Source organism: Burkholderia sp. WP42, assembly GCF_000745665.1.
GTDB classification, from domain to species: Bacteria; Pseudomonadota; Gammaproteobacteria; order Burkholderiales; family Burkholderiaceae; genus Burkholderia; species Burkholderia vietnamiensis.
The window spans coordinates 62,000-74,794 of sequence record NZ_JQJT01000036.1 but is presented as its reverse complement, the minus strand read 5'-3'; the positions used below and the strand labels follow the sequence as shown (position 1 = coordinate 74,794).

Annotated in this window: 10 protein-coding genes; 4 read left to right on the top strand and 6 right to left on the bottom strand. The window is 69.5% G+C overall.

The features are described 5' to 3' along the window. From EX20_RS21165 to EX20_RS21145, 5 genes are all read right to left on the bottom strand, one after another. Positions 1-390: acetyl-coenzyme A synthetase N-terminal domain-containing protein (locus EX20_RS21165; RefSeq protein WP_279612728.1), on the bottom strand; the 390-nt coding region annotated here is incomplete at its 3' end. 247 nt (positions 391-637) lie between these two features. After that, positions 638-2,545, bottom strand: coding sequence for a sigma-70 family RNA polymerase sigma factor (locus EX20_RS21160; RefSeq protein WP_034194617.1), 1,908 nt, complete (start codon positions 2,543-2,545; stop codon positions 638-640). Beyond that, positions 2,529-2,840 (bottom strand): high-potential iron-sulfur protein, encoded by a 312-nt coding sequence (locus EX20_RS21155; RefSeq protein WP_034194616.1) that lies wholly within the window; start codon positions 2,838-2,840, stop codon positions 2,529-2,531. Before EX20_RS21155 ends, EX20_RS21160 begins: the two co-directional genes overlap by 17 nt. Positions 2,841-2,916: 76 nt before the next feature. Continuing rightward, positions 2,917-4,182, bottom strand: a complete 1,266-nt coding sequence (locus tag EX20_RS21150) for a c-type cytochrome (RefSeq protein WP_034194615.1) — start codon at positions 4,180-4,182, stop codon at positions 2,917-2,919. Positions 4,183-4,266: 84 nt separating this feature from the next. Beyond that, positions 4,267-5,994 carry a methanol/ethanol family PQQ-dependent dehydrogenase gene (locus EX20_RS21145; RefSeq protein ID WP_011880613.1) on the bottom strand — a complete coding sequence of 576 codons (1,728 nt, stop codon included), beginning with the start codon at positions 5,992-5,994 and terminating at the stop codon, positions 4,267-4,269. Between the two features lie 595 nt (positions 5,995-6,589). Between EX20_RS21145 and EX20_RS21140 the strand changes: the two genes are divergently transcribed. Continuing rightward, the gene (locus EX20_RS21140; RefSeq protein WP_034194614.1) at positions 6,590-6,817 is read left to right on the top strand and encodes a hypothetical protein; all 228 of its coding nucleotides are present in this window, start codon (positions 6,590-6,592) and stop codon (positions 6,815-6,817) included. Beyond that, positions 6,814-9,114 carry a TonB-dependent receptor gene (locus tag EX20_RS21135; RefSeq protein WP_034194613.1) on the top strand — a complete coding sequence of 767 codons (2,301 nt, stop codon included), beginning with the start codon at positions 6,814-6,816 and terminating at the stop codon, positions 9,112-9,114. The genes EX20_RS21140 and EX20_RS21135 overlap by 4 nt, the downstream gene beginning before the upstream one ends. Here the strand turns inward: EX20_RS21135 and EX20_RS21130 are convergent. Next, positions 9,099-10,070, bottom strand: a complete 972-nt coding sequence (locus tag EX20_RS21130) for an alpha/beta fold hydrolase (protein WP_034194612.1) — start codon at positions 10,068-10,070, stop codon at positions 9,099-9,101. The genes EX20_RS21135 and EX20_RS21130 overlap by 16 nt on opposite strands. Positions 10,071-10,383: 313 nt before the next feature. Between EX20_RS21130 and EX20_RS21125 the strand changes: the two genes are divergently transcribed. Then, a complete protein-coding gene (locus EX20_RS21125; protein WP_011880609.1) occupies positions 10,384-12,399 on the top strand; it encodes a sigma-54-dependent Fis family transcriptional regulator in 2,016 nt (671 codons plus the stop codon). A 300-nt stretch (positions 12,400-12,699) separates the two neighbouring features. Continuing rightward, positions 12,700-12,774, top strand: coding sequence for a pyrroloquinoline quinone precursor peptide PqqA (gene pqqA / locus EX20_RS31070; protein ID WP_006410019.1), 75 nt, complete (start codon positions 12,700-12,702; stop codon positions 12,772-12,774). The last annotated feature ends 21 nt before the right edge of the window (positions 12,775-12,795 follow it).

Here is a 12,795-nt window from a genome sequence, read left to right as displayed (position 1 = left end):
GAAGCGCGACACGCGCGCGAGCAGCTCGGCGTAGGTGACGCGCGTGACGGTGCCGTCGTCGGCCTCGAAGATCACGGCGACGCGCTGGCCGTTGCCGGCTTCGACGTGACGGTCGAGGCAGTTGTACGACGCGTTGAGCTCGCCGTCGTCGAACCACGTGCAGAACGGCGCGTTGCTCTCGTCGAGCACCTTGGTGAACGGCTTGTGCCAGCTCAGGTTCTCGCGCGCGAGGCGCGCCCAGAAGCCCTCGTAGTCCTGCTCGGCCTCGGCGACGAGCGCGCGGTAGGCCGGCATGCCGGAAATGGTCGCGCGTGCGCGCGTGTCGGCCGTCGGTTCGAAGATTCGGCTTTCCTGAAGGATCGATACGAGGGCGGTCAAGGTGTTCTCCATAATTTGTCTGGGTGTGGCTGGAATAGCAAAACGCAACTAGCATGCCAAGCGCCGCCGCGATCCGGTCGAATCGGCACGCATGCCCGTCGCGCGCGGCGTTCCGGAATCGATAGGGGGTGCAAACGATCTGCGCATGGCCGCGCGGCATCGTGAGCGGCGCGATCGTTGCGCCGAAATGCAGCAGCGGGTGTTGCAGGTGTCAACATGGCGGCGGACGGCGGCGCATGCGCCGCCGTCCCTGCGCGGGCTATGCGATGAACGCGCGCAGCACGTCGAGCCCGTCGGACGCGCGCAGCCGCGCGAGCGCTGACGCCTCGATCTGCCGCACGCGTTCGGCGGACAGGTTCAGCTGTCGGCCGATGTCGCGCAGCGAGCAGCCTTCGTCCGCGTGCAGCCCGTAGCGCAGCCGCAGGACCGTCGCCTCGCGCGCCGGCAGGCGGCCGATCATCGCCGCGATCGTGTCGCGCAGCTGCGCGGCGCCGGCGGCGTCTTCGGGCGACGGCGTCGATACGTCGGGCGCGACGTCGACGAAGGTCATCTCGCCTTCCGGCGAGACGGGCGCGTCGGCCGACATCGGCTCCTTCACGATCGACATCAGGTCGCGCACCTTGTCGAGCGGCTCGCCCATTTGCACGGCCAGTTCGTGCGGCGTCGCGGCAGCGCCGGAACGCTGCCGGTGTTCGCGCGCGATCCGTGTCAGTTTGTTGATCGCGTCGACAGTGTGCGTCGGCACGCGGATCGTGCGGCCGAGATCGGCGAGCGCGTGCGTGATCGCCTGCCTGATCCACCAGGTCGCGTAGGTGGAGAAGCGGAAGCCGCGCCGATGGTCGTAGCGGTCGATCGCCTTCAGCAGCCCGATGTTGCCTTCCTGGATCAGGTCCGCGAACGGCAGCCCGCGGTCCGGGTAGCGCTTCGCGATCGATACGACGAGCCGCAGGTTCGCGTCGAAGAGGCCCATCCGCGCCGGCTGCATCGCGCGCTCGATCGTGTCGAGCCGCGCATCGAGCAACGCGATCGTGTCGGGCGGCAGTGCCGATGTGCGTGCGGCCCGCGCGATCGCGTCGCGCGCGTCGACCAGCTCGGCCGCGCGGCGCGTCAGCGCCGGCTCGCATTCGGGATGCGCGGCGATGCACGCCGCGAGCCAGCGGGCATGATCGCCGTCGCGCTGCACGCACGCGGCCGCCGCGCCGTGCGGCACGCCGGCGTCGGCGAGCGTGCGTGCGAGCCGGCCGTGCAGCGTGCGCTGCCGGCGCGCGTGCGTGCGCAGCGGCTCGCTCATGCGCTCGAGTGCGCGCATCGACATGCGCAGCGTGCCGAGCAGGGCGGCCGCTTCGCGCACGCAGGCGCGGTAGGCGAGACCGTGCGCGCCGTCGGTTTCCAGTGCGGCGCGCATCGCGGCCGTGAGCGCGTCGATCGGCGCCAGTCGCGCGAGCACGGTATGACGGCAGAGCCCATCGTCGGCCGGAGCGTCGTCGTCGCGCGTGCTCGCGCCCGCGTCGGCCGGCGTATCGCCCGCATGCGGGCTGGCGGCGGCGGCGCCGTCGGCGGGCGCCATGTCCGCGCTATCCGCGATGGACAGCACGTAAGCGGACGCGGCCGTCCGGCCTTCGGCGATCTCGATGCGCATCGCGACCAGTGCGTCGAGTGCCTGCGGATCGCCGCACAGCACCGCGACCGACGCCGCGCGGCCGCGCTCGATCCGTTGCGCGTGCATGATCTCCTCGTCGCGCGTGAGCAGCGGCGTCATGCCCATCTCGCGCAGGTAGAGGCGTACGGGGTCGGTCGTGCGCGGTGCGCTCAGCTCGGCCGCGGCGAGCGCGCCGGCCCCTTCGGCCCACGCACGCGCGCTCGGCGTGGGCTGGAAGTAACGGTCGAGCGTCCAGCCCGCGGCGTGCGCGCCGTCCGACACCGCGATGCCCAGCTCGCGCAGCATCGCAGCCGTCGCGTCGACGCCGCCCTGATGGGCGTCGTCGTCCGGCAACGCGTCGATGATGTCGCCGTGCGTGACGAAGCCGCGTGTGAGCCCCGTCGAAATCAGTGCATGCAGGTGCGCCGCGTGAGGCGGCGCGTCGCCGTCGTGGCCGGCGGCGCGCACCGGCACCGGCGCGTGCCGTGGCGCCGGGCGCGCCGGCAACGCATCACGCGCCCTTGGCATACACGTTGCACCAGCCGTCAGCCGCGACCGACTTGCCGGCGAACATCGGGCAGGTGCCGGCGTCGGCGCTTTCGCTCTTGTAGAAGCGGCAGTTGGCGCAGCGCTGGCCGCTCTGGTATTTCGGGAACTTCGCGGCGTCGACGCTCGACGCGCGCGCGCGGTAGCCGAGCGTCTTCGCGGTCGCGTCGTTCTCGTCGACGAGCGGCAGCGCGGCGAGCGTGGAGCGGGTTGCGGCGAGCGCCGCGCACAGTCCGATGGTCTGGACGATGAAGGTTCTGCGATTCGGGTTGTGCATCACGGTCGTTTCCTGTTGAAGAAGAAATCTTGCCGACGCGCGGCCCGGCATGTGCCGTGGCGGCCGCGCGCCGCGCTTACTGGCTGGCTTGCTTGTGTCCGCCCGGGCCGGCGACGAGCGGCGCGTTGGACGCGCGCGCGGTGTCGGCGCTCAGCTTGGTCTTGGACGCGGCATAGCCGTTGGACGCGAGCAGGAACGCCATCAGGTCGGCGTACTCGTCGTCCTTCATCTTGCCCGGCTGGTCGGCCGGCATGTTGGTCGCCATGTAGCCGAACACGCCGCCGATCGTCAGATGCGAATGCGCGAGCGGTGCGAACGACGGGCCGCTCAGCGCGGGCGCCGTATTGCCCTCGAGATCGACGCCGTGACACTTCGCGCACGCACTGCCGTACAGCGCCTTGCCATGCTCGACCTGGGCCGCGTCGAACGACGGCGCGGCTTCGCCGGTGCTGTCCGAAACGCGGATGAAGCCGCCGCCGGCCGCACGCCCGCCGGCGCGGATCACGCCGGCGCGCGATGCGCCCGTGGCCAGCGCGCCGTCGAGGAAGCGCGGCGTCGCGCGCGAATCGTGCGTGGCGCGCGCTTCGAGCGCGTTGCCGGGCAGCGCCCATTTGCGCGTCAGCGCAGCGAGGCGGCCCGATTGCTTCATCTGCGTGAGGGCGGCGTCGATCCGCTGCTGCAGCTCGGCCGAACGTTGCGCGAACGCGAACGTGAGCTGCCATTCCGCATAAGGAGAAGAGGTCGCGCCGATGCTGAACGCCTGTTTCGGATGCGCTGCCTGGTAGGCGACGACCGCCGGATACCAGACGATCGCGCGGTTCGCGCGGCCGCGGGCGACCGCGTCGACGGTCTGCTCCGACGTGTTCTCGAGATCGAAGCGGGCGTTCTTCTGCTGCACCGCGATCAGCTGCGCGGGGCTTGCATACGTCGCCGCGACGATTTCGCGTTCGTTGGCCGGCTTGGCTGCGTCGCGGCGCGTGACGCTCACGTAGCCGGAGCGCAGGTAGCCCTGCGAGAACAGCAGTTTGGTGTCCGACGCGTCGGCGATCGCCGAGCGCGGGAAGCCGGCGAGCACGTCGCAATCGTGCTCGAGGATCTTGGCGAGCTCGTGGGCGGACACGCCGTCGTCGTCGCTGCCCGCGGCGTCGTGCGCGGCGAACGTCGCGGCGATGCCGGCCGTGCGGAACGCCTCGCGGGCGACGGCCTTGTCGAGCCCGGCGGTGGGGGTGCCCGGCAGCGAGCAGACGCGCACCGCAGGCGCGGCCATGGACAGTGCGGGAATCAGTGCCGTGCCTGCCGCGAGCGCACTGGCGACGGCTACGCGGGAAAGTCGAAGGTTCATGTTCGTACGCTCGGTGGGTAATGGGAACGAAGGGGAGGACGCCCGCACCGTCGGCGCGGGCGTCATGCGGTGGTCGGACGCCGATCAGCCGCGGTTCAGCGCGAACACGTACAGCGTGCCGCCGCGCGGTACGTCATCCGCGGCCTTGGCCATCGGGCCGCCCCAGATCGGGTTCGCGCCGCCGTAGCCGGCGAGCACCGCGACGTATTCCTTGCCGTCGACTTCGAACACCGACGGCTGCGCGATGATCCCGCTCGCGAGCTGCGGGCTTTCCCACAGCACCTTGCCGGTCGACACGTCGAACGCATACAGGTGGCCGTCGAGCGAGCCGCTGAACGCGAGGCCGCTGGCGGTCGTCGCGACGCCGCCGTTCCACGGCAGCTTGCTCCAGTGGCTCCACACCTTCTTGCCGGTGTTGACGTCGATGGCCTGCAGTTCGCCGTAGCCTTCGCTGCCCGGTTCCGGCTTGATCTCGAAGCCTTCGCCGAGATACGGCAGCCCTTCCATGTAGTTGACCGACTTGCCGGACAGGCTCATGCACGCATGCAGCGTTGGCACGATCGCGAGATGACGCTCGGGGTCGTACGACACCGACCACCAGTTCTTGCCGCCGAGGAAGCTCGGGCACGTCTCGATCGTCGTGCCGACCTTCGGATACTTCGCCGGGTCCTGGATCGGTGCGCCGTCTTCCGTGTAGCCGGTGACCGAGGTCGCCTTCACAAACGGCTCGGCGTAGATCAGCTTGCCGCTGTCGCGGTCGATCGCGTGGAAGTAGCCGTTGCGGTCCGCATGGATGATCGCGTCATGCTCTTTGCCCTTGTACTTGATCGTCGCGAGCACCGGCGTGTTCACGCCGTCGTAGTCCCACGTGTCGTGCTTCGTGTACTGGTAGTGCCACTTGAGGTCGCCGTTCTTCGGGTCCAGCGCGAGCAGCGAATCGGAGTACAGATTGTCGCCGGGGCGCAGGTCCGCGAGCCACGGCCCCGGGTTGCCGACGCCCCAGTACAGCGTGCGCGTCGCCGCATCATAGGTGCCGGTCAGCCACGCCGGCGCGCCGCCGTGCGCCTGCATCCCGTCGGGCCACGTGTCGGCGTGCTTCTCGCCCTGGCCGGGGATCGTGTAGCGCTTCCACAGCACCGAGCCGTCGTTCGGGCTCAGCGCCGCGATGAAGCCGCGCGCGCCGTATTCGCCGCCCGAGCTGCCGACCACGATCGCGCCGTCGATCGCGAGCGGCGCGAGCGAGAACGCGTAGCCGAGGCCCGGTTCGAACATCTGCTTCTTCCACACGAGCGCGCCGGTCTGGGCGTCGAGTGCGGCAACCTCGCCGCTCAGCATCGCGACGTAGACGTTCTTGCCGTACAGCGCGACGCCGCGGTTCACGACGTCGCAGCATGCGGTCTTGAACGACTCGGCGCCGAGCTTCGGCTCGTACTTCCACAGTTGCGCGCCGGTGGTCGCGTCGAACGCGTAGACGTTGTCCTTCGGCGTGGTGACGAACAGGTAGCGGCCGTTGACGATCGGCGTGGCCTCGAAGCCCTGCTTCAGCTCGGCCGGAAACTTGTAGCTCCATGCCTGCGTGAGCTGCTTCACGTTCGACGCGTCGATCTGCTTGAGCGGCGAATGCGCCTGGCCGTTGTAGGTGCGGTAGTAGGTGAGCCAGCCCGGGTCGCGTTGCGCATCGGTCAGCCGCTGATACGTGACGGCCGGATAATCCGCGGCGGCAGCCACCAGGCCGGGATTCAAGACGATCGCGGCAGCCGCCGCGATGCCGATCGATGCCAGTCGGCTCTTCGAAGCCGAGAGTTTCTTCATGGTTGTCTCCTGAGTCATTGTGGTCGCACCGCGGCCAACATCCGGCCAGGCCGGCTGGGTGGGGTTCCGGGATCAGTGCGCAGCCAGTAACGCAAATCGCATGCCATTGATGCGCGAGCATTGCCGCGCAACGTGCGGCGGGCGATTCGCGCGCGCCGTGCGGTCGCGTGCCGATGGTTGCGGTTGATCAATGGTTGTTGCGTTCGGGGACAACCGTGCGTGTAGTGTTGCTAAAGATGACAGTGCATTCATCGTGCGGCGGAACAACGATGCACGCTGCGCCGTGCTCGCGTTCGAGGCGGGCCGGCTCGCATCGATCAACGGGATGAAGCCGTCGCGTGCCGCTGGTTTTCACCGATTGCGCAGTTCCGGTGCCGGCGCCGACGGGCATCGCGCCGCGCATGTCGGCGCATCTCGCGGCGTGCTGATCCAAAGTGACACAGGTGCAGCGGCAGTGACACGAAGTGCAACACACGCGTGGCCCAGTGTCGCAATGCGTCCGCGGGTGAGTGGGTCGGCTTCGCGCTGACAAGGCCACCCGCAAGGCGACCGGCATTTCGGCATGCTTCTTGCCATCTGGATCACGAAGCGATTCATGCAGCGCGAAACCGGATGCCATTTCCAGAACGATTCAATGGGCTCGACGGAGACGGTGTCGCACGCACGTGTCCGGCATCGTCAGCACGCGGATGGCATCGCGTTCGCCGCGTGCGCGCAGCCGATGACGCGAAACCGACCGCGGCCGCCGATACGGCGCCTGCGCCTGCTGTATCGCTATACACGACAACACGACGACAAGACGACTGAGGAGACCCGTAAATGAAGGAAGCCGAACTGGCGAAGCGCTGCCGGGCCGCCGGCCGCGCCGGCGCAACGCTGTGGGTCGGCGGCATGCTCGGCGGCTGGCTGACGCCCGCTGCCGCGCAGGTCGCGCCGTCGGATCCGGCCGCGGAGCAGACGCTCGCGCCGATCGTCGTCGTCGGCACGACGCCGCTGCTCGGCATCGGCACGCCGCTGTCGCGCGTGCCGGCCAACGTCCAGACGATACGCGGCGACGACGTCGACCGGCAGCACCGCGGCGTGTTGACCGACTACCTCGAGCGCAACGTGACGAGCATCGACATCAACGACGCGCAGGGCAACCCGTACCAGGCGGACGTGAACTACCGCGGCTTCACCGCGTCACCGGTCGTCGGCACGCCGCAGGGGCTGTCGGTGTTCGTCGACGGCGTGCGCGTGAACGAACCGTTCGGCGACGTCGTCAACTGGGATCTGATTCCGCAGGCCGCGATCGACACGATGCAGCTGATTCCCGGCTCGAACCCGACCTACGGGCTCAACACGCTCGGCGGCGCGCTCGCGATCACGACGAAGAACGGCAGGACCAGCCCCGGCGGCGCCGCGCAGCTGTCCGGCGGCTCATGGGGGCGCAAGACCGCGCAGTTCGAGCAGGGCGGGCGCATCGGCAGCGCGCTCGACTACTACGTGACGGGCAACGTCGCGAACGACAACGGTTGGGCCGATCACAACGCGAGCCGCGTACGGCAGGGCTTCGGCAAGCTGCGCTACGTGGATGCCGACACGACGCTGTCGATCTCGGCCGGCGGCGCCGACAACGCGCTGCAGGGCACGCAGACGATTCCGCGCTCGTTTCTCGACAACCGCGCGCAGGCGTACACCTATCCGGACCTGAATCGCAACAGCGCCGCGTACGTCACGCTGTCGGGCGATCATGCGTTCAACGATCAGGTGCAGTTGAGCGGCGGCGTTCATTACCGGCACTACCGCAACACGAACACCAGCAGCAACGTGAACGACGACTTCGGCAGCGTCGACGACAGCGGCGCCGTCGACACCGTGCAAGGGACCAACGACCGCTCGACGATCACGACCGACAGCTACGGCGCGGCGCTGCAGCTGACGCTGCTCGGCAAGCTCGCCGGTATGGACGAGCAGTTCGTGATGGGCGCGTCCGCCGATCTCGCGACGTCGGGTTTCGAGCAGGCGTCGCAGCAGGCGGCGTTCACGGACGCGCGCGCGACGGTGGGCGTCGGCAACTTCACGCAGACGACCCGCGCCCGGACGCGCAACGCGAACTACGGCGTGTACTTCGACAACACGCTCGCGCTCACGCAGCAGTGGGCGTTGACGCTGGCCGGCCGCTACGACTGGTCGCGCGCCGCGATCGAGGACGTGAGCGGCCAGCAGCCGTTGCTCACCGCGCGTCATACGTTCTCGCGGTTCAATCCGGCCGTCGGCGTCACGTGGAATCCGGTGCCGGGCTTCACCGCGTACGCGACCTACAACGAGGGAATGCGCTCGCCGACCGCGATCGAGCTCGCGTGCGCGGACCCGGCCGCGCCGTGTTCGCTGCCGAACGACTTTCTCGCCGATCCGGCGCTCAAGCCGGTGATCGCGAAGACCTTCGAGTTCGGCGCGCGCGGCCGCGCGGGCCAGGCGACGACGTGGAGCGCGGCGGTCTACCGCACCACGCTCGCCGACGATATCCAGTTCATCAGCAGCAACGGCGGCGCCAGCACGCTCGGCTATTTCCAGAACGTCGGCAACACGCGGCGGCAAGGCGTCGAGCTGGCCGGACACACGCGGCTCGGGCCGGTGGGGATCGGCGCGAGCTACAGCTATGTCGATGCGCGCTACCGCTCGACGTGGACCGAAAGCAGCGCGAGCAATTCGAGCGCCGACGCGCGCGGCAACATCGTCGTGCATTCCGGCGACCGGATTCCGGGCATTCCGGCCAGCACCGTGAAGCTGCGGCTCGATTTCGCGGCGACGCCGAAGTGGAACATCGGCACCAACCTCACGTATCGCGGCGGCGTATTCGCGCGCGGCGACGAGAACAACCAGGACGCGAACGGCACGATTCCCGGCTATTTCCTCATCGATCTCGACACGACGTGGCAGGCGACCAAGCATCTGCAACTGTTCGCGTCGGTCACCAATCTGCTCGACAAGCGCTATGCGAACTTCGGCACGCTCGGCCGCAACTTCTTCAATGGCCCGAATCATTCGTTCGACGGGCTGAATCCGGTCAACGAGCAGTTCGTCGGGCCCGGCGCGCCGCGCGGCGCGTGGCTCGGCGCGCGCTATGCGTGGGACTGAACGGGCGCGTCGGCTGCCGTGTGCCGATCGGCCGGCATGACGGCCGGCAGTGCGCGCACCGCCGCGGCGACGCCGCGCGCGAGCGCAGCGTCGCGCGTGAGATGGCCGGCCGGCACGCGCTCGACGAGCGCGGCCGGCACCGCGCGCGCGAGGCGCGCGACGTTGTCGACCGGACACACGCGGTCGCGCGTGCCGTGCACCGCGTGAATCGGCACGCCGGCGTCGGCCGCCCGTCGCGCGAGCGCGAGCAGCCGGCGCTCGCCGAGCCAGCAGTCGTGCAGCAGGTAATGGGCCTGAATCCGGTACTTGTCGATCAGGCGCTCGAGCGCCGGTTGCGTCGTGCGCGTGCGGCGGGTCGGCCGCCCGGTCAGGATCGCGTCTTCGTAGGCGCTCCACGCGAGCGCGAGCGCGCGTTGCCGCGCCGCGCTCGCGCCGGGCTGCAGCCGTCGCGCGAAGCTGGTCGTCAGGCGCTCGGCGCGCGCGGTGCCGGCCGCGTCGATCAGGCGTCGCCACGCGCGCGGCGCGTGCGCGCGCATGCCGACGAACAACGCGCGCACTTCGCGCGACGACGTGAGGAACAAGCCGCGCAGCACGACGCCGCTGACGCGCGACGGATACCGTCCGGCATATGCGAGCGCCAGCGCCGCGCCCCACGACCCGCCGACGACGCCCCAGCGCGCGATGCCGAGCTGCGCGCGCAGCGCGTCGAGATCGCGCAGCAGCCGCGTCGTGTCGTTGTGCCGCAAGCCGCCGCGCGGCGTCGATGCGCCCGCGCCGCGCTGGTCGACCAGCACAACGCGCATGCGTTCGAGGTCGAACAGGCTCAGCACCGCGGGCCGGCTGCCGCTGCCGGGGCCGCCGTGCAACACGACGACCGGCTCGCCGAGCGGATTGCCGGCTTCGGTCCACGCGATCGTGCAGGCGTCGCGGTGCAGGTGCTTGAAGGTGTGCGTCATGTCGGTCGGGGTAGAGGGAGAAGGCGGCGGCGGCGCGCCGCGCGCTCGCGCCACTGAAGCGAGAATCGCGCCCGCGCGCAAGCTAGGGATTCGTCCGGGTGGCGGTGCGCCAAGGTTTCGCGCTATCACTGGGCCGTACCGGAAACGCATTGCACGACGTGCCTCGCGATGCCGATTTCATTTTCCTTTCAATGTCGGCCGGACGCCGACGCAACGCCACGACCTCGATGAACGGGCCGCCCTGTGGCCCGATGTTTGCTTGCATCGATGGCAAAGAGTCCGGCATCGACCGGAAGGATCCCCGGAGGAGACAATGCGCGATGACGTTTATCCGACGGCCGGCGCTCGGGCACCGCAAGTGCCCGGCTGGCCGACGCCGACGATCCAGAAGTCCCATGAGCGGTCCGAAACGTTCGGTCTGCAGGCGTCGACACGCCCCGACTACGACCTGCTGTCCGGCACCGCGCTGGCGCTGAAGCGCGAGCAGAACCGCGTGCTGTGCGTCCACGCGATGCCCGTGATGGAGACGCTGCACGAGCAGATCGTCAACACGCAGAGCATGATCGTGCTGACCGATGCGGAGGGCCTGATCCTGCATTCGATCGGCGACGACGATTTCCTGCGGCGCGCGGAGCGCGTCGCGCTGCGCCCCGGCGCGAACTGGGCCGAGAACCGGCAGGGCACCAACGCGATCGGCACCGCACTCGCCGAGCTGTGTCCGATGGTCGTGCACGGCGACCAGCACTTTCTCGCCGCGAACCATTTCCTCACCTGCTCGAGCGTGCCGATTCTCGATCCGTACGGCGACGCGATCGGCGTGCTCGACGTGACGGGCGACCATCGCAGCTATCACCAGCACACGATGGCGCTCGCGAAGATGTCGGTGCAGATGATCGAGAACCATCTGTTCACGACGACCTTCCAGGAAACGCTGCAGGTGTCGTTCCACGGCCGCCCCGAATTCCTCGGCACGCTGATGGAGGGGATCGTCGCGTTCACCGCCGACGGCCGCTTCCTGTCGGCCAACCGCAGTGCGCAATTCCAGCTCGGAATGCCGCTCGCGGCGCTGCGCGCGCATACGCTCGCGTCGCTGTTCGACGTGACGAGCGCGCAGTTGATCGACCGGATGCGGGCCAGCACCGAGCCGCACGTGTCGCTGAATCTGGGCAACGGCGCGGTGGTCTGCGCGCGCGTGCAGTTCCGGCGCGCATCGCGGGCCGAGGGCAGCCGCCCGGCAGAAGTGCACGACGGCGGCACGGCGCAGGCCGCGCGGCCGACCGCTGCGCAGAACGCGGCGAGCCTGTCGCGGCTCAGCTACCTCGACACCGGCGATCCGCAGGTCGCGGCCGTGATCGCGAAGGTCCGCAAGGTGATCGGCAAGGACATCCCGGTGCTGATCACCGGCGAGACGGGCACCGGCAAGGAACTGCTCGCGCAGGCGATCCACAACGACTCGCCGCGCCGCGACGGTCCGTTCGTCGCGGTGAACTGCGCGTCGATCCCGGAGACGCTGATCGAATCCGAGCTGTTCGGCTATGAGGAAGGCGCGTTCACCGGCGCGCGGCGCAAGGGCGCGACCGGCAAGCTGCTGCAGGCCAACGGCGGCACGCTGTTTCTCGACGAGATCGGCGACATGCCGTATCCGCTGCAGGTGCGGCTGCTGCGCGTGCTGCAGGAGCGCATCGTCAACCCGCTCGGCTCGACCAAGGCGATCGGCGTGGACATCGCGATCATCTGCGCGACCCACCGCGACCTGCGCGAGATGATCGCGCAGAACCGCTTCCGCGAAGACCTGTACTACCGGCTCAACGGCCTGGTCGTGCGCCTGCCGCCGCTGCGCGATCGCACCGACCTCGCGGTGGTCGTGCAGAAGATGCTGCAGCGGGAGACGCTGTCGGGCCCAGGCCGCCGCCCGTTGAGCGTCGCGCCCGACGTGATGGCGCTGTTCGAGCGCTGCGGTTGGCCGGGCAACTTCCGGCAGCTCGCGAACCTGCTGCGCACCGCCGCCGCGATGGTCGACGAAGACGGCGAAATTCGCCGCGAGCATTTGCCGGACGATTTCTTCGACGACGTGCGGCGCGAGCCGACACCGGCCGCCAACGGCCACGACGTGGCGTCGCTCGCGGCGGAGCCCGCGCCGCTGGCCGCCGCGGCGGCCGCCAGCGATGCGCGGCTGCAGGACGTGGCCGCGTCCGCGATCGCGGCCGCGCTCGCCCGTCACGGCGGCAACGTATCGGCCGCGGCGCGCGCGCTCGGCGTGTCGCGCAACACCATCTACCGGAAGATGCCGGCCGCCGCCCAGGACGCGACGGAGCCCGAAACGCGCTGACGCCGCCGCGAGTGTCACACCGGTGTGTCATGTTGCAACACCCGGTGTTCAAGGATTCAACACCTGCAACGCCCATCGGGCACACCCGAGCGTGTCGCCCGACGGATTCCGAAAGAGTTGCGTTGGCATATCGTAAGAATGACGGCGTCATCACGATGCGGCGGCTATCGCACGTCCGCGCAGGCCCGCGCACGCCGCCGCGCCGCGCGCCTGCCGCCCCGGCACGCTCCTTGCTGAACTGGTAACGGCCGCTCGATCGATGCGGTTGTTCGATTCACCAACTCAACAAGGAGACACATCATGCAGTGGACCACCCCGGCTTATACCGACCTGCGCTTCGGCTTCGAAATCACGATGTACATCGCCAACCGCTGATCGACGCACGCAGTGCCGCCC

Bases quoted from the DNA above. Each gene is read 5' to 3' on its own strand.
- EX20_RS21155 (WP_034194616.1), bottom strand. From the start codon at position 2,840: ATGCACAACCCGAATCGCAGAACCTTCATCGTCCAGACCATCGGACTG.
- EX20_RS21140 (WP_034194614.1), top strand. From the start codon at position 6,590: ATGCAGCGCGAAACCGGATGCCATTTCCAGAACGATTCAATGGGCTCG.
- EX20_RS21160 (WP_034194617.1), bottom strand. From the start codon at position 2,545: ATGCCAAGGGCGCGTGATGCGTTGCCGGCGCGCCCGGCGCCACGGCAC.
- EX20_RS21135 (WP_034194613.1), top strand. From the start codon at position 6,814: ATGAAGGAAGCCGAACTGGCGAAGCGCTGCCGGGCCGCCGGCCGCGCC.
- EX20_RS21150 (WP_034194615.1), bottom strand. From the start codon at position 4,182: ATGAACCTTCGACTTTCCCGCGTAGCCGTCGCCAGTGCGCTCGCGGCA.
- EX20_RS21130 (WP_034194612.1), bottom strand. From the start codon at position 10,070: ATGACGCACACCTTCAAGCACCTGCACCGCGACGCCTGCACGATCGCG.
- EX20_RS21125 (WP_011880609.1), top strand. From the start codon at position 10,384: ATGCGCGATGACGTTTATCCGACGGCCGGCGCTCGGGCACCGCAAGTG.
- EX20_RS21145 (WP_011880613.1), bottom strand. From the start codon at position 5,994: ATGAAGAAACTCTCGGCTTCGAAGAGCCGACTGGCATCGATCGGCATC.